This is a genomic window from Priestia sp. FSL H7-0729, from assembly GCF_038005685.1.
GTDB lineage: Bacteria > Bacillota > Bacilli > Paenibacillales > Paenibacillaceae > Paenibacillus.
Genome location: NZ_JBBOTQ010000002.1, coordinates 1 through 16,254 on the forward strand (window position 1 = coordinate 1; position 16,254 = coordinate 16,254).

The 16,254-nt window shown below is 46.7% G+C and carries 16 protein-coding genes and 1 pseudogene; 15 read left to right on the plus strand and 2 right to left on the minus strand.

The window, feature by feature from the left end; genetic code table 11:
- The 4 genes and pseudogenes from MHH93_RS06270 to MHH93_RS06285 form a co-directional block, all read left to right on the plus strand.
- A pseudogene (locus tag MHH93_RS06270) lies at window positions 1-172 on the plus strand (tRNA (adenosine(37)-N6)-threonylcarbamoyltransferase complex dimerization subunit type 1 TsaB); the annotation flags it as partial.
- Window positions 173-190: 18 nt separating this feature from the next.
- The gene (gene rimI / locus MHH93_RS06275) at window positions 191-712 is read left to right on the plus strand and encodes a ribosomal protein S18-alanine N-acetyltransferase (protein WP_500053348.1); all 522 of its coding nucleotides are present in this window, start codon (window positions 191-193) and stop codon (window positions 710-712) included.
- Window positions 709-1,764 (plus strand): tRNA (adenosine(37)-N6)-threonylcarbamoyltransferase complex transferase subunit TsaD, encoded by a 1,056-nt coding sequence (gene tsaD, locus MHH93_RS06280; protein ID WP_500053349.1) that lies wholly within the window; start codon window positions 709-711, stop codon window positions 1,762-1,764. Before rimI ends, tsaD begins: the two co-directional genes overlap by 4 nt.
- Window positions 1,765-2,974: 1,210 nt before the next feature.
- Window positions 2,975-4,534 carry a 2-isopropylmalate synthase gene (locus MHH93_RS06285; protein WP_500053350.1) on the plus strand — a complete coding sequence of 520 codons (1,560 nt, stop codon included), beginning with the start codon at window positions 2,975-2,977 and terminating at the stop codon, window positions 4,532-4,534.
- Between the two features lie 637 nt (window positions 4,535-5,171).
- Here MHH93_RS06285 and MHH93_RS06290 read toward each other — a convergent pair.
- Complete coding sequence (locus MHH93_RS06290) at window positions 5,172-7,130, minus strand: ABC-F family ATP-binding cassette domain-containing protein (RefSeq protein WP_500053351.1); 1,959 nt, start codon at window positions 7,128-7,130, stop codon at window positions 5,172-5,174.
- Between the two features lie 282 nt (window positions 7,131-7,412).
- On the opposite strand from MHH93_RS06290, the gene MHH93_RS06295 reads away from it, so the two are divergent.
- The 11 genes from MHH93_RS06295 to MHH93_RS06345 all read left to right on the plus strand — a co-directional run bounded on the left by MHH93_RS06295 (window position 7,413) and on the right by MHH93_RS06345 (window position 15,530).
- A complete protein-coding gene (locus tag MHH93_RS06295; protein WP_500053352.1) occupies window positions 7,413-8,051 on the plus strand; it encodes a 5-formyltetrahydrofolate cyclo-ligase in 639 nt (212 codons plus the stop codon).
- A 15-nt stretch (window positions 8,052-8,066) separates the two neighbouring features.
- Entirely contained in the window at window positions 8,067-8,570 is a 504-nt protein-coding gene (gene moaC, locus MHH93_RS06300) for a cyclic pyranopterin monophosphate synthase MoaC (RefSeq protein WP_500053353.1), read from the plus strand.
- A 37-nt stretch (window positions 8,571-8,607) separates the two neighbouring features.
- Complete coding sequence (locus MHH93_RS06305) at window positions 8,608-9,093, plus strand: MogA/MoaB family molybdenum cofactor biosynthesis protein (RefSeq protein WP_017690080.1); 486 nt, start codon at window positions 8,608-8,610, stop codon at window positions 9,091-9,093.
- A 208-nt stretch (window positions 9,094-9,301) separates the two neighbouring features.
- Window positions 9,302-9,550 (plus strand): twin-arginine translocase TatA/TatE family subunit, encoded by a 249-nt coding sequence (tatA, locus tag MHH93_RS06310; protein WP_036668966.1) that lies wholly within the window; start codon window positions 9,302-9,304, stop codon window positions 9,548-9,550.
- 78 nt (window positions 9,551-9,628) lie between these two features.
- Window positions 9,629-10,411, plus strand: coding sequence for a twin-arginine translocase subunit TatC (gene tatC, locus MHH93_RS06315; RefSeq protein ID WP_500053354.1), 783 nt, complete (start codon window positions 9,629-9,631; stop codon window positions 10,409-10,411).
- 478 nt (window positions 10,412-10,889) lie between these two features.
- On the plus strand, window positions 10,890-11,171 hold the full coding sequence (gene groES / locus MHH93_RS06320) for a co-chaperone GroES (RefSeq protein ID WP_153977313.1): 282 nt from the start codon (window positions 10,890-10,892) through the stop codon (window positions 11,169-11,171).
- 73 nt (window positions 11,172-11,244) lie between these two features.
- Window positions 11,245-12,879, plus strand: coding sequence for a chaperonin GroEL (groL, locus tag MHH93_RS06325; RefSeq protein WP_094939589.1), 1,635 nt, complete (start codon window positions 11,245-11,247; stop codon window positions 12,877-12,879).
- A 268-nt stretch (window positions 12,880-13,147) separates the two neighbouring features.
- The gene (locus MHH93_RS06330; RefSeq protein WP_500053355.1) at window positions 13,148-13,579 is read left to right on the plus strand and encodes a hypothetical protein; all 432 of its coding nucleotides are present in this window, start codon (window positions 13,148-13,150) and stop codon (window positions 13,577-13,579) included.
- 12 nt (window positions 13,580-13,591) lie between these two features.
- Window positions 13,592-13,828 (plus strand): hypothetical protein, encoded by a 237-nt coding sequence (locus MHH93_RS06335; RefSeq protein ID WP_500053356.1) that lies wholly within the window; start codon window positions 13,592-13,594, stop codon window positions 13,826-13,828.
- Window positions 13,829-14,051: 223 nt separating this feature from the next.
- Window positions 14,052-15,095, plus strand: coding sequence for a flavin-containing monooxygenase (locus tag MHH93_RS06340; protein ID WP_500053357.1), 1,044 nt, complete (start codon window positions 14,052-14,054; stop codon window positions 15,093-15,095).
- A gap of 87 nt (window positions 15,096-15,182) precedes the next feature.
- Complete coding sequence (locus MHH93_RS06345) at window positions 15,183-15,530, plus strand: hypothetical protein (RefSeq protein ID WP_500053358.1); 348 nt, start codon at window positions 15,183-15,185, stop codon at window positions 15,528-15,530.
- 84 nt (window positions 15,531-15,614) lie between these two features.
- On the opposite strand, the gene MHH93_RS06350 is transcribed toward MHH93_RS06345, so the two are convergent.
- Window positions 15,615-16,235 (minus strand): hypothetical protein, encoded by a 621-nt coding sequence (locus MHH93_RS06350; RefSeq protein WP_500053359.1) that lies wholly within the window; start codon window positions 16,233-16,235, stop codon window positions 15,615-15,617.
- Window positions 16,236-16,254: the final 19 nt, after the last annotated feature.

Here is a 16,254-nt window from a genome sequence, read left to right on the forward strand (position 1 = left end):
CTGCCCCGCAGGAACGGCGCTCCAGCTCGTGCCTTATGAGCTGGAAGGCCGCTGGGTTGGGCGCCTTGGCGCCGCCGCGCTGCTTGCAGGTCAGCGTGATGACGTGCATGCGCTGGTGCCAAACTATACCCAGTTGTCTGAAGCGGAAGCCAATCTGCTGCGCAAAGGCTAAAGGGGGAGGGGAAAGCAGATGGACGATTTGGCGAATAACAAGCAGGAAGCATCGCTTCAGTTCAGGTTCATGACCCTCGCGGATATTCCCGATGTGATGGAGATTGAACATGAGGCCTTTACCCTGCCCTGGACGGAAGAAGCATTTCAAAATGAATTGACACACAATCATTTTGCTAAATATATGGTGATGGAATTGGAAGGCAAAGCCATCGGTTATGCCGGAATGTGGACGATTATGGATGAAGCCCATATTACCAATATTGCAGTCAGAGGCGCGTATCGTGGACGCAAGCTTGGCGAAAAGTTACTGGATGAATTAATGAGTACAGCGGCTTATCTCGGGATGGAACGAATGACGCTGGAGGTCAGAGTCTCGAACAGCATAGCTCAGCGTTTATATCAGAAAAAAGGGTTTGAATCGGCGGGTCTTCGTAAAGGGTATTACTCCGATAATGGGGAAGATGCGATGATTATGTGGGCGAACTTGCCGTCTGCAGGCCGGAGCGGCGAAGAGGAAGGAAGCGTACTGGATTCATGAACGAACTCAATGAAAAATTAAATTCTGCACCATCCTACATTTTGGCGGTGGAGACAAGCTGTGATGAAACATCGGTAGCTGTAGTCAAGGACGGACGGGAAGTGCTGTCCAATCTGATCTCAAGTCAGATCGAGACGCATAAGGCATTTGGTGGTGTGGTCCCTGAAGTGGCTTCACGCAAACACGTTGAAGTCATTACGTTGATGCTGGAACAGGCAATTGAGCAGTCCGGCATTCGTCCGCGCGATCTGAGTGCGATTGCTGTGACACAAGGCCCGGGACTTGTTGGGGCATTGCTGGTAGGAATCGTTGCGGCCAAAACGCTGGCAATGGCACTGGGCAAACCGCTCATTGGCACACATCATATTGCCGGACATATCTACGCCAACCGACTTACTCATGAACTGCAGTACCCGGCGATGGCACTGGTCGTATCGGGTGGACATACAGAACTTGTGCATATGGAATCCGAGGGCAAGTTCAAGTTGATTGGTCGTACGCGAGATGATGCCGTAGGCGAAGCGTATGACAAAGTAGCACGTGCATTGGGTTGTCCTTATCCGGGAGGTCCGCATGTGGACCGGATGGCGTCTGAAGCGGAGAACGTGGTGCCGCTACCACGGGTGTGGCTGGAAGCAGGTTCGTATGATTTCAGTCTCAGTGGTCTGAAGTCTGCTGTACTGAATGCGCTCAATCAGGCAAAAATGCGCGGAGAAACCTTGGAGCCATCTGCAGTTGCACGTGGTTTCCAGGAAGCTGTCGTAGAAGTCCTGGTGGAGAAAGCTGTAAGAGCCGTTCGTGAGTATGGTTCAAAACAATTGCTGTTGTGTGGTGGTGTTGCCGCCAACCGGGGATTGCGTTCAGCACTACAGGAGCGTTGCGCGAAGGAAGGGCTTGAGTTGTTAATCCCTCCAATGGAATACTGTACGGATAATGCGGCCATGATTGGAGCAGCTGCGTATCTGAAATGGCAGCGGGGAGAAATCTCGGAATTTGATGCCAAGGCAGATCCGGGGCTTTCCCTGGAGGAATGGTCCGTTCAGTCTTTATAGGCAAGCATTTTGAGATTAAGAGTTGACAGCCTGGATGTGAAGAATGTATATTAGTTACAAATTTAAACAGGAATTTAACTTCCTGAATGGATAAACGCGATGAACAGGAACAGTAAGGTCATTCCCGGTCTTAGAGAGCTGCGGTATGGTGCAACGCAGTCGAAGGAAACCTGAAACTCACCTGGAAGCGGAACGATGGAACACGGTGACTCCCCGGGAGAATCCGATGGCCGATTATGGCCCAAAGTACATGGTTACGGGTTGCCTCCGTGAATGGGCCGTTGTCGGATGGACCGTTATTACAAGGATTGGCCGACAATACTGAGGGGGCTTTCATGCTGCTTCAAGTGATCCGGATGTACGTAAGCATCCAGGGGTTATCTTGAATGAACAGGAAGGAAGTCAACAAGAGTGGTACCGCGAAGGTGAACAGCCTGTCGTCTCTTGCATTATTGCATGAGGTGGCAGGCTTTTTTGATTTTTAAAATAAGGATGATTGAAGTTAGGTCATATGATAAATGTGATGAACGGGAGCAGTAGAATGATAAAGCGCTCAGAGAGCTGCGGGGTGGTGCGACGCAGTGGCTTGAGTCATTCGAATCTCGCCCGGGAACGGAGTTGTGGAAGCGTGGGGATGATATCAATCGCCCAGTTGTCCTAATGGACAACGACATGTGTTACACAGCAACGGTTAACCCGCGTTATAGGGTGTTTCTCCGAATTCCAGTGCTGAATGTGCGTACACACACATTCAGCGGATATCGGAGACGACGAGGTGGATGGAGTCCGGCGCAAGCCTGGCCCATCAAGCGAGAGTGGTACCGCGGAGGGGATAATAACCCGCCGTCTCTTATATGAGATGGCGGGTTATTTGTGTTTGCTGCCGGCAGCAGGGTGGGCATGGGAATGAACCATATGGAGATTGAAAAGTGAGAAAGACAGGGGGTAAGTCGACGTACACCCTGTCATAAGTAAGCAGGATATGCAACGAACGAGCAATGAATATGGAACATCAATTAAATGAACATGAAACATCAAGTATAGGCACTAAACATGCAACACAGGCTTTGCTCATTTCCAAGGACTAAGCTACAAACAACATACTCGTTTACAAACAAAATATATAACAACATTGATGGCGGTCAGCGGGTATTCTGTGCTCGTGGATCGTAACAAAAAGGATTATAAAATTTGATGGAGGTTGATGAATATGACAACGACTAATAACAAACGCATGATTGAGATTTTTGATACAACGCTGCGCGATGGAGAGCAGGCACCGGGAGCGAGTCTGCAGCCCGAGCAAAAGATTGAACTGGCACACCAATTGGCTTCTCTGGGGATCGACGTCATTGAGCCTGGATTCCCGATCTCCAGTCCAGGTGAGTTCGCGGCGGTTCAGGCGATTTCGAGACAGTTGCAGAACGTGGAAATCTGCGGATTCGCGCGTGCGGTCAAGGGTGATATTGATGCAGCCGTTCAAGCAACAGCGGATGCAGCACGGCGCCGAATTCACCTGTTTATCTCTTCCTCGGATATTCATATAGAGCATCAGCTCCGCCGTCCGCGTAGTGAAGTGGTGGCTACCGCTCGTGAGATGGTATCTTATGCGCGTCAGTTCACGGACATCGTAGAGTTCACTGCGATGGATGCGGCTCGTACCAAGATGGACGATCTGATTGAAATGGTTGAAGTCGCTATTGAAGCTGGAGCGAGTATTATCAATCTGCCGGATACCGTGGGCTACGCTCTGCCACATGAGTATGGCGAGATGTTCCGCCGGGTACGTGAGGGTGCAAGAGGCGGGGATCAGGTTCGCTATAGTGCGCACTGTCATAATGATCTGGGTCTGGCCGTAGCTAATAGCTTGGCAGCGATTGCCAATGGGGCTTCCCAGATTGAGGTGACCATCAATGGTATCGGAGAGCGGACGGGAAACTGTGCATTGGAAGAGCTGATCATGGCGCTGGAGACTCGGGGAGATGTTATTGGTGCAACGACCAACATTAAACTCAACCAGCTGTATGAGACTTCGCGTCAGATTAGCCGTGCGATGCACTTCCCGATTGCGTACAACAAGCCAGTGGTGGGACGTAATGCATTCCAGCATGAATCCGGCATTCACCAGGATGGTCTGCTGAAGAATCGGAATACCTATGAGATTATGGACCCGGAAGCGCTGGGTATCCCGCGCAGCATGATTATTCTGGGCAAGCACTCCGGTCGTCACGCCCTGAAGGATCGGGTTCGCAAATACGGTTTTGAGCCGGATGAGCAACAGATGGAGCAATTGTATGAGGTATTCAAAGAAACCGCAGACCAGCAAAAAGTGGTCAGTGACGACCAGTTATTGCAGATGGTTAGCCAGACCATGAACATTCCTGCGCAGGATTATGAGCTCGTTGAATTGCAAGTGACGGCGGGTAGCATGACCGATCGAATGGCTGCCGTTCGTATTCGCACAAGCGCTGGAGAACAGTCCTATTCTGCCGTTGGCGGGGGGCCCGTGGATGCAACCATTCGTGCGATTGGTCAGAGCATTTCGGATGATATTGCTTTTGTCGATATGGAGATGCACGCCTTGAGCGGTGGAGAGGGAGCGAGTGCGGAGGCTGTAGTTACCGTGGAGCGTGCAGGACGTGAGTTCCGGGGAACGGCAACACATAATGATATTGTCATGGCTGCCGGTTTGGCTTATGTAGCGGCATGCAATGCTGCTGGGCTGAAAGCAGAGTCTTCCGAACATCATGAACAAGAAGCACATGCGTAAAACATCTTTGCCAGATCGCATCTACAGCGGCAATAGTAGCAATTGCGATTTGATGTAAATATGCATGGCATATAGGAAATAAACAACGGGCAGGCCTTGAACGACAAAGGTCTGCTTTTGTCTTATTATGGAGGAACGTTGAAGAGTGGACGAATGCATTTGTCAAGGTGTGACTATAGTTATCCACATATCCAGTATAATTTGTGGGTAACTACCGCAAAGTCAAACCAGTATAGTTTTCGAAACGAAAAGGCTTTAGGGGATAGAATGACTCCTTACTATCCACAAAGCTGTGGATAAAGTGGATAACTCAGTGGATAAATATGGTTTTTGTGTGTAAAAGGCTATTCTACCGCTGTATAATTAAGTGTATTAATATGCTTGCTATCTTGCTTTGCTGTGGATAATTGTGGAGGAGAAATCTATAAAAATATTTTACGTCATTCGACTAAATTTGACAAATTCCAAAACGAGTTACTTGATACAACCTGTATGAGCGTCCATTTCTTAATGAATATAAGGAGCATAGCTTTAATGTATTCATTCAATCTCAACAAAAAAAGCTGATCCCAAAAAGGAATCAGCTGGTTGTATGGCTATGCTTCTCAGGACAGACTCAATCATGGCTTAGCCCGTACTATTCCATGGCTAGTTCTTCCCATTCTTCGTACGCTTTGGTGAGTTGTGTCTTGTGTTCCTCCGACTGTTGCTGGAGTTCTTGCAACTTCATATAATCCTGATAGATCTCAGGTAGAGCCATCTGCTCCTCAAGCTCTGTAATCTTCGTTTCCAGTTCCGCAATCTGTTGTTCCAGTGCTTCCTGCTTGCGTTGCCGGTTCCGCTCTTCACGCTTTGCTTGTTTTTCCGCTTCGAACGAAGCCGCTCCGGATTTCTCGGTTGTGGCTGTGCTCGGATCGGATTTGGACGAGTTCTTGGATGAAGCCTGACGTGCCTCAGCAGCTTCGCGTGCGATGTCCTCAAGCTCCTGCTTCTTCTCGACATAATCATCATAGTTTCCAAGATAGTGTTCCGTTCCACCTGGATGAAGCTCAACAATCCTTTCCGCCATTTTGTTGAGGAAATACCGGTCATGGGAGATGAACAGCAGGGTGCCCTCATAATCCATTAACGCGGCTTCCAGAACTTCTTTGGCGAACAGGTCGAGATGGTTGGTAGGCTCATCCAGAATGAGCATGTTGGCTTCCTTCAACATCAGCTTGGAGAGAGAGACACGTGCTTTCTCACCGCCGCTGAGGGAGGAGATTTTCTTGAGCACATCGTCGCCGCTGAACAAAAAGTTCCCCAGTACAGTCCGAATTCGTGCTTCTTCCATCCCGGGATAGGCACTCCACAGTTCTTCCAGAACCGTGTTGGACGGATTGAGGCCTGTCTGTTCCTGATCATAATAGCCAATCTGTACTTTCGTTCCCCATTGGATATCCCCGGTTACCGGACGTAAACTTCCGGTGAGACACTTCAGCATGGTGGATTTACCAATACCGTTTGGCCCAATCAGGGCAACGGTCTCCCCGCGCCGCAGATCGAAGGATACATTGCGGAACAATGGCGAAGCCTCGTCATAAGCAACAGACAGTTGATCCACACGAAGCACTTCCTTGCCAGACATAACGGCTGTTTCGAAGGAAAAATGAGCTTTTTTCAAATCTCCCATCGGTTTATCCAGACGCTCCATTTTGTCGAGGGCCTTGCGGCGGCTTTGAGCCCGTTTAGTCGTGGACGCACGTACAATATTTTTCTGAACGAAATCTTCCATCTTGGAAATTTCGCCTTGTTGTTTCTCATATTGCTTCATTTGCGTCTCATATTCGGCAGCTTTGAGTTCCATATAACGGCTATAATTGCCCGTATATTTTTTGGAGCGATGCCGTTCGATCTCCACGATGGTCGTTACGAGCCGATCGAGGAAGTACCGGTCATGGGATACCACGAGCAGAGCGCCTGAATATCCTCTCAGATAATCTTCCAACCATGTAAGGGTGGCGATATCGAGATAGTTGGTAGGCTCGTCCAGCATGAGCAGATCGGGTGCCTGAAGCAAAATGCGAGCAAGCGCAAGGCGTGTCTTCTGCCCGCCGCTCAGCGTAGCAATGGGGGTGTCTGGCGAAAATTCGCCGAATCCCATCCCGTGCAGTACACTGCGAATGCGGGTTTCCATCTCATAACCGCCATGGTCCTTGAACCAGTCGGAGCGTTTCGCATAACGTTCCAGCAGGTCCGCGTACTTTTTCTCGTCTTCCATCTGGGCAGGGTCGGCAATATCACGTTCCATCTGACGCAGATCAGCTTCAGCCTGTGTCAGATGAGCGAATACGTTCATCATTTCTTCCCAAATGTTGCGGTCGGATTGCAATCCACTGTTCTGAGCCAGATAGCCGAGCGTCGTTTCTTTGGATTTGAAGATCTGTCCTCCGTCATAAGACATTTCACCCGCTACAATTTTGAGCAAAGTGGATTTTCCTGCACCGTTTACACCAACGAGGCCGATGCGCTCGCGTTCTAATATTTGTAAGTTCACGCCGTCCAGGATTGGATCGACACCAAAACGTTTGATAATTCCGGATACTTGCAGCAGCATAAAATTAAGTTCCTCCATAGGTCCAGTTCTTGATATGACAACTATATCCCAGTTTACATGAAATACAGAGCAATTGCACCGATTGGGAACGCATGGGGCATGTAGTCTTTTTGATCAATCAATGATAAACTGAAAGAAGGCATGTTATTACATGAGGATTTTGCAGAAAATGAATCATTTTAACCATTTCAACAAGATGACAACTGGTCATAACATATACATTTGTTTTTAAAAATGAGAGCTTTTTTTACCTTCCCTATCAACAGGAGGTTATTCAAGGATATGCAGGATCATGCGGAACTGAAAAGCCAGCTTCGATCCAGACTGAGACAGAGCCGCGATCTGATGGATGTGAGCATACGTCAGCAGGCGATGGCTAAGATTAACGATGGAGTGAGGCGGGAGCTGGAGCGTCTTAGACAGGACAAGAATAAGGTCGTGAACAAACCACTCGTCATATTCAGTTATTTGTCCTATGGAAGCGAAGCGTCCACAGCTTTTCTGTTTCAAGAGGGTTGGAATCATGGAGATCTGATGTTTGCACCGAAAGTGTTGGCGAATCCTCCTCGAATGGAGCTACGGCAAGTGACCGGAGAACGGGATCTGGAGCCAGGCATATGGGGGATACCGGAACCCAGGGATTCCTGTGAAGTGCTGTCACCTGAAGATTGGCCGGATATCGATCTCGTATTGGTACCAGGGCTTGGCTACGATCTACATGGAGGGCGCATTGGATATGGCGGAGGTTATTATGATCGTTTTGCCGAGAAGCTTGCAGCAACATGTGCAACGACGGGCAAGAAACCGTTGATGGCTGCGATGGTATTGCCGGGTCAGCTACAAGAGGAGATCCCGATGGACCTGCTCGATCTGCGGATGGATCTGTTGATAACAACCGAAGGTATATTACATATCGAATAAAGGGTTGTGATGTGATTGAGTTCAGAAGTGAACAACGGCCAGGCTTCCGGTGGAAAACTGACCCATTTTAATGAACAGGGGCGGGCCCGGATGGTTGATATTTCGGGTAAGGAAATTACCGTACGTACGGCTGTGGCCGTAACCAAGGTGACGATGAATCCAGATACACTGGAAGCGATTCGGGAGGGCCGAATCGGCAAAGGTGATGTTCTGGCTGTGGCTCAGATTGCCGGGATTCAAGGCGCGAAGAAAACGTCGGACTGGATTCCGATGTGCCATCCGCTGGCACTGACGGGTGTGGATATTCGTTTTCATGATAACGGAGTGGATGAATTACACATTGAAGTTACTGTCAAAACCGAAGGAAAAACGGGTGTTGAGATGGAGGCACTAACGGCTGCCTCGGCTGCAGCACTGACGGTCTATGACATGTGCAAGGCCATGCAAAAAGATATGATTATCGGTCCAACTATGCTGAATTTCAAGAGTGGTGGCAAAAACGGTGATTACAGCCGATAGGCAATATTTATTTTCATAGAGGAGAAGGGTGATCTTTATGGTGTGGAGAACAGCAATCCTGACAGCCAGTGACAAAGGAGCCCGCGGTGAACGTGAGGATACGAGTGCACAAGTCATTCGGGAGCTGGTGGAAGAAGAGCTGGGTGGTCAAATCGTGGAGTACCGCATCGTTCCGGATGAACCCGATGAGATTATTGCAGCTTTGATTGAGATGACGGATTATTTTCACGCCGATCTGGTGCTGACGACCGGTGGCACGGAGCTGGCCATTCGTGATATTACTCCGGAAGCGACCCGGCGCGTAATCGAACGGGAAGTCCCGGGGATGGCTGAGGCCATGCGGTACAGTGTGATGAGCAAAAACCGTTCTGCCATGCTGTTCCGTGGTGTATGTGGTATTCGTGGACGTACGCTGATTGTCAATCTGCCTGGTACACCGAAGGGTGTGCACGAACATCTGGCTGCCATTATGGATCAGCTTCCGGAAGCGTTGCTAATGGTTACGGGTCAGTTCAAGCAATAAGCGAGTACGGACTCTCGGGCATGATATCCAATTAGACATAAACCATGGTTGGTTAGTAAGGTGATATCTCTTATTTGTGAATATTGCGGGTTATGTAAGTGGTTACATCTGTGGTATGATGGGCTTAAATTAAGAACGAAGCAGAGACATCTATGAACATATGGCCGAATATGCGCATCTTTGAAGCTTGAGACGAGGAGGAATATCAATGTTTAGTTCCATTGGACCAACGGGTTTTATTTTGCTGGCCGTGATTGCATTGCTGTTGTTTGGACCCAACAAACTTCCGGAACTGGGACGTGCAGTTGGGCGTACCTTCCGTGAATTCAAAGAGGGCGCTCGCGAGATTATCTCTGAGGATGACTCATCCAATCGCAAAGAGCAGGAGAAAGCGAAACCGCTGGCGGCTGAGAGCACACCTGCAGACAAGCCTGCTGATAAACGCCTGCCGGAATAATCTTGACGGCAATGAAAGAGAAATCCCTTCCTGCCGGAAGGGTTTTGTATTTTAAGCTGGCAATAATGGGGGGCAGGCATGACGCAGCAAATGGAAGAAATGTCGATTACGGAACATCTGAGTGAGCTGCGGAAGCGGCTGATCTATGTATTAAGTATTTTTGTGCTGGGACTGATTGCAGGATTTTTTGTAGCGGACCCGGTGTACCAATATCTGACCAAGTCAGAGTCGGCCAAAGGTTTTGTGTTGCATGCCTTCTCGTTCTGGGACGGGATTGGCATCTACATGAAGATTGCCGGTTTATTTTCACTTATCATTACGCTGCCGTTTACGGTGTATCAGATCTGGAAGTTTGTTAGTCCGGGGCTTAAACCGCGCGAGCGAAAAGCTACGCTGAAGTATGTGCCTTATGTATTTCTGTTATTTCTTATAGGAATGGCTTTCTCGTATTATGTTATTTTTCCGATGGCACTCGCCTTCACGACAGCGATTACGGAGAAGATGGGGCTTGTGGAGACCTACGGGATGAAACAGTATTTCAGCTTCCTGTTTGGCATTGTGTTGCCTGTGTCCTTATTATTTGAACTTCCTTTACTTATTATGTTTCTGACAGGACTGCGGATACTGAATCCCATTCGTCTTCGCAAAATGCGCAGAGTCTCTTATTTTGTCTTGATCTTCATTGCAGTGGTCATTACACCTCCAGATTTCATATCCGATCTTCTGGTGATGATTCCGTTACTCCTGTTATATGAGATCAGTGTGCTTCTATCCGCAATCGTATATCGCAAGCAGCTTGCGGCCGATCAAGAGATCGAATCCCGTTACGTTCGTGCCGAGGATAAGAAACATGCAGGTTAGAACATAAGCTGTTATCAAAATGGAACATAGGATAGCTCATTCATGGCTGGTGCATGACTGGTATGCGTGTGAATGAGGATGATCTGTAACTGTAATGTGCCCGGAGAAGACGGTCTGTTCTTTTCCGGGCTATTGTTGTAGATTGTTCCACTGCTAGGCAGGACAAGCAGGCATATTATGTTCAACAATGGATAGAATGGGAAAGGGACTGTCTGCTAACGTTGCAGAAGGGCTCAAGAATTTCGTAGAATAAGAATAGCGAATTGCCGCATGAGACCAGTCACAGCGGGTGTACTTTGGCTATGTTTGTGTAAATTCAACGTAAATTCTCGCAGGAATTCGTCAAAAGGACTTGAAATCATGCTTCAAGTTGAGTATCATAAAGTTGGTTGTTAGCACTGAACACTGTCGAGTGCTAATACATATGGCTACAACCTACAATGTAACGTTATATAATTTCAAAAGGAGGCTATTTTTCATGATCAGACCTTTAGGTGAACGCGTATTGGTAGAACCACTGGAGCAAGAGCAAACAACTTCTTTCGGGATCGTACTCCCGGACTCCGCCAAAGAAAAACCGCAAGAGGGTAGAATCATTGCAGTTGGTGCTGGAGCATTGAAAGACGGCGTACGTGTGGCTCTGGAAGTGAAAGAAGGAGATCGCGTTATTTTCTCCAAATATGCCGGTACAGAAATCAAGTTCGAAGGTAAAGAATATTTGATTATGAAAGAAAGCGATATTCACGCGATTCTCGACTAATTCAAATTTAATCGGATAACCGAATCATATAGCAATACCATTTTCCAACAAAAACTAGGGAGGTTTTCTTAACATGGCTAAAGACATTAAATTCAGTGAAGACGCTCGTCGCTCCATGCTTCGTGGTGTGGATGCATTGGCTAATGCAGTAAAAGTAACACTCGGTCCTAAAGGCCGTAACGTGGTTCTGGAGAAAAAATTCGGAAGCCCGCTCATCACTAACGATGGTGTAACGATTGCTAAAGAAATCGAACTGGAAGATGCATTCGAGAACATGGGTGCACAACTGGTTAAAGAAGTAGCTACTAAAACCAACGATGTTGCCGGTGACGGTACTACAACAGCAACTGTACTCGCGCAAGCGCTGATCACAGAAGGTCTGAAAAACGTAACTGCAGGCGCTAGCCCAATCGGTATCCGTAAAGGGATCGACAAAGCGGTTAAAGCTGCGGTTGCTGAACTGCAATCCATCTCCAAACCGGTTGAAACCAAACAATCCATCGCACAAGTTGCAGCAATCTCTGCAGCTGACGAAGAAGTAGGCGAACTGATCGCTGAAGCTATGGAAAAAGTAGGTAAAGACGGCGTTATCACTGTAGAAGAATCCCGCGGATTCGCTACGGAGCTTGAAGTGGTTGAAGGTATGCAATTCGACCGTGGATACATCTCTCCATACATGATCACAGACACGGACAAAATGGAAGCTGTTTTGGACAATCCGTACATCTTGATCACAGACAAAAAAATCTCCAGCACGCAAGACATCTTGCCATTGCTTGAGAAAATCGTTCAACAAGGCAAACCGCTGGTATTGATCGCTGAAGATATCGAAGGCGAAGCGCTGGCTATGCTGGTTGTGAACAAATTGCGTGGTACATTCAATGCTGTAGCTGTTAAAGCTCCAGGATTCGGTGACCGTCGTAAAGCAATGCTGCAAGATATCGCTGCCCTCACTGGTGGCCAATTGATCACGGAAGAACTGGGTCTGGACCTGAAATCCGCTGTTGTGGAACAACTAGGTACAGCTCGTCAAATCCGTGTAACGAAAGAAAACACAATCATCGTTGACGGTGCTGGTAACAAATCCGATATCGATGCACGTGTTAGCCAAATCCGTACACAACTGGAAGAAACAACTTCCGAGTTCGACAAAGAGAAACTGCAAGAGCGTCTGGCTAAATTGTCCGGCGGTGTAGCAGTAATCAAAGTCGGTGCGGCAACTGAAACAGAATTGAAAGAACGCAAACTTCGCATCGAAGATGCCCTGAACGCAACTCGCGCTGCGGTTGAAGAAGGTATCGTATCCGGTGGTGGTACAGCGCTCATGAACGTATACAACGCGGTTGCAGGCGTAGCCCTGTCCGGTGATGAGCAAACAGGCGTAAACATCGTCCTGCGCGCTTTGGAAGCACCAATCCGTACAATCGCAGCTAACGCTGGCGAAGAAGGTTCCGTAATCGTGGAACGTCTGAAAAAAGAACAAACTGGCGTAGGCTTCAACGCTGCGACTGGCGAGTGGGTTAACATGATCGAAGCGGGTATCGTTGACCCTGCGAAAGTAACACGTTATGCATTGCAAAACGCTGCTTCCGTAGCGGCAATGTTCCTGACTACTGAAGCAGTTATCGCTGACAAACCGGAACCTGCAGGTGCTGGCGGCGGAATGCCTGACATGGGCGGTATGGGTGGAATGGGCGGCATGATGTAATAAAGGTGTAAAAACCTTTAAAGCATCGTGTGCCTGGCTTCATCAATTCTCGTTATGATGTGACGAGAATTGGTGAAGAAGTCACTGATACAATTGATAAATAAAACAATGACCACTCCTTAATAGATATTAAGGAGTGGTCATTGTTTTATTGAGTATTTTCATAATTTAAGCCACTAGCATTTACCTTATATATGGTTCCTATTGCATAGAGGACATTTACAGTTGTATGATGAAGGTTGGTGCTGAAATGTGGAGGTCATATATCATGAAGCATATTAGAAAAATGATAATAGCAGTTCTTGTTTCTGTTGCGGTTATCATCTTAATCTATAATTTTTCTTCCGATTCTGAAGGGCGATTCGTAAAAGCGAATGAATCTATAAGTGCTCCATTAACAGTAATCAATAATGAGGATTTCGCAGGTACTGCAAATACGCATCGGTTTGATATTCCGGCAGGATCTGCATTGGTGAAAGTGAGTTTTAAAAACAAGGGTTCGAAACATTTTACCTTCACCATTAATGAAGGATCGACTATTGGAGCAAAGATAATGTCTGGCAGTATTCCGGCAGATGGAAAAGAGCATATATACTATAGTGACAAAGCGCTGTCGACGGGTGGGTATTATGTGAATACCTCTTCTGCACAAGGGATGTCTGGCATATTGGATGTTTCTCTGGAAACAAACGCTAATTAGGGAGGAAACGATTTGAGAAAGGGTACAAAGTGGACATTGTTGATTCTGGGCTTGATGCTCGCTGCAATTTTTATCAACTTCTTTATGAATCTATATAGCTTTGCATATGCACTGATTACGGTGCTGTTGCTTGCCTTTATGGGCTGGGGATTCTTAGCAAAGTTAAATAATGATGTTCGTCAGCATGAAGACCATCATAGAAGAGAGCATCAATCTGCGATCGATGATATCGATAGATACACCAGATAATAATAAACGAACGTATCAAACTCGAGCACATATTAAAGATACATTACAAGCAACTTGCACTGAAATGAGTAAAGACTCCCGCGAGGGAGTCTTTTTAATGTTGATTTCTTGAAAAAAGTAGTGATGATTTCTTCACTTGCTAAACAGACAGATGTTAAGTAATATTAATATATGAATAAGTGCTCATATGTTAATACATAAAACGTTAATGGAGATGATACATATGTACGATGTATTGGTTATCGGAGCTGGGCAAGCTGGGTTGGCAGCAGGTTACTACCTTCAGAGATCGGGGCTAACTTTTTTAATCGTTGATGCTGCCTCATCTGTTGGGGAATCTTGGCGTAAACGGTACGATTCATTGCGTCTTTTTACCCCACGAATGTATGATGGGTTACCGGGAATGCCGCTTAGTGGAAACGAAAATGACCTGCCAAGCAAAGATGAAATTGCAGATTATTTTGAAAGCTACACCGAACAAATGCATCTCCCCATAAAGTTAAACTGTTTAATCTCCCGTCTCTCGAAGCAAGATGAAGTGTACTATGCTGAAACCAATGATGGAATAATTGAAGCACGCAATATTATCGTTGCCACGGGGCCTTTCCAGAGCAAGAATGTTCCTCATTTTGCAAATTCATTATCCGAGAGTGTAATTCAGCTTCATTCATCCGAATATCAAAATATCTCTCAATTGCTGCCTGGAAGAACAGTAGTGGTAGGCGGAGGGAATTCAGGTGCCCAAATCGCTGTAGAGTTAACATCAGATGAACAACAAACGGTATACATATCCATAGCTCGAAATATTACCTTTAGGCCATTGCATATTATGAAACGAAGTATATTTTGGTATTTTGAAAAGCTCGGAATATTACGTGCAAGTGCAGATCGTATGGTTGGAAAATGGTTGCGGAATCAGCCGGAATGCGTATATGGCTATGAGTTAAAAGAATTGATGATCCAGGGAAAAGTAAATATGCATCCACGTGCCATTAATGCAATAGATGACCGCATCCTATATGAGGATGGTAGTGAGACAACAATAGACAATGTGATCTGGGCGACTGGATTTAAGCGAAATGATAATTGGATCGATATCCATACTGCTTTTGATTCCAAAGGTGAAATTATACACGAGAGAGGCGTATCACCGGTTGCTGGACTGTACTATGTTGGACTACCTTGGCAAACATCACGAGGTTCTGCGTTGTTGGGATGGGTCAAGTACGATGCTCAGAAGATCGTTAGTCATGTGATTCAAAGGTAGATACAACATGCTAAGGGCGGCTGGTAGGGATGATTAGCGCATATCAGATCTCACATATTTGGGTATATTCCTAAAAGGAGGGATTTTATGAAATTATTTAAACTACCAATGATTCTTTGTATGATATTACTTTTATGTATTTTGTCAGCTTGTGGTGCGGATGATAGGTTACACGGAAAGAGCGATAACTGGGATGTGTCTCTTCAGAGATCAACAGGAATCTATAGTATCACCTACATCGGTGATGAAAAGCGTATAAAGGATTTTGTGTTTGACCTTACCGGTAACAACATAAAACAACAGGGGAAAGCACTTGAAGAACAAGGGGTGCCGTTCAGTACGTCGGGAACGGTGACTGAGGCGGAGAAAACGAAAGATCCGATTACCTTTAAAATGAGTTGGAACAATCAAAGCGAGATTGTAACATTTGAGTAACTCTCGCATGGTGGAGGTGTTACATAGTACATATCACCCGATAGGCCGTTCCTTCATGGAGCGGCCTTTTTACTCCAGTGCATCTCACTTCGCAACAGAGATTTCAAAAGTAGATTGTTCATGATCCTGTACGCTGAAGCGATATTGCAATCCATTTCGAACTGTCGCCCCATCAAAATCAAGCTGATTCACATCGCGATCCAATAGACCGATATCCTGGATAATATCTTGTGCATCGTTATACGTGTACTCACTATTGGTTGTGAGAATGAGTGTGGCAATAGCGGTCAACAGAATTCCGCCTGTGGGTTGGCTCGGATCACCAGTTGCGTATAAACTGATTTCCTGAATGCTTCGATCTGCATTAAGTGCACCAACCAAACGCAAATCATCATTAAAGACATATTCGAAAGTGCCAGTTCCCTGATCGGAAGAGTCTTTCATATTCAAGCGAGTAATACTCAACCCATTTAGTCGGTATTTGCCCACGGCGCCATTAAACTTGTTTTGGAATTCGTCGGTAGTCATATGGAGGCCAGGAAGTTCGATCTGAGATGAAGGGGGCTGATCTTCTCCAGACTGAGCAGAATTCGAAGATAAAGTCAGCATGCCATACAACCCAATTGAAGCAATCGCAAAACAGGCCGTCGTTAGCAAAATGTATTTGAACGGCAACCTATTACCTTTGCGAATAGATAAGATCATCAGAACAAGAAATCCCAAG

Bases quoted from the DNA above. Each gene is read 5' to 3' on its own strand.
- MHH93_RS06350 (WP_500053359.1), bottom strand. From the start codon at position 16,235: ATGATCTTATCTATTCGCAAAGGTAATAGGTTGCCGTTCAAATACATT.
- MHH93_RS06340 (WP_500053357.1), top strand. From the start codon at position 14,052: ATGTACGATGTATTGGTTATCGGAGCTGGGCAAGCTGGGTTGGCAGCA.
- MHH93_RS06305 (WP_017690080.1), top strand. From the start codon at position 8,608: ATGGTGTGGAGAACAGCAATCCTGACAGCCAGTGACAAAGGAGCCCGC.
- tsaD (WP_500053349.1), top strand. From the start codon at position 709: ATGAACGAACTCAATGAAAAATTAAATTCTGCACCATCCTACATTTTG.
- MHH93_RS06345 (WP_500053358.1), top strand. From the start codon at position 15,183: ATGAAATTATTTAAACTACCAATGATTCTTTGTATGATATTACTTTTA.
- MHH93_RS06295 (WP_500053352.1), top strand. From the start codon at position 7,413: ATGCAGGATCATGCGGAACTGAAAAGCCAGCTTCGATCCAGACTGAGA.
- MHH93_RS06290 (WP_500053351.1), bottom strand. From the start codon at position 7,130: ATGCTGCTGCAAGTATCCGGAATTATCAAACGTTTTGGTGTCGATCCA.
- tatA (WP_036668966.1), top strand. From the start codon at position 9,302: ATGTTTAGTTCCATTGGACCAACGGGTTTTATTTTGCTGGCCGTGATT.
- groES (WP_153977313.1), top strand. From the start codon at position 10,890: ATGATCAGACCTTTAGGTGAACGCGTATTGGTAGAACCACTGGAGCAA.
- MHH93_RS06330 (WP_500053355.1), top strand. From the start codon at position 13,148: ATGAAGCATATTAGAAAAATGATAATAGCAGTTCTTGTTTCTGTTGCG.
- groL (WP_094939589.1), top strand. From the start codon at position 11,245: ATGGCTAAAGACATTAAATTCAGTGAAGACGCTCGTCGCTCCATGCTT.
- MHH93_RS06285 (WP_500053350.1), top strand. From the start codon at position 2,975: ATGACAACGACTAATAACAAACGCATGATTGAGATTTTTGATACAACG.
- rimI (WP_500053348.1), top strand. From the start codon at position 191: ATGGACGATTTGGCGAATAACAAGCAGGAAGCATCGCTTCAGTTCAGG.
- tatC (WP_500053354.1), top strand. From the start codon at position 9,629: ATGACGCAGCAAATGGAAGAAATGTCGATTACGGAACATCTGAGTGAG.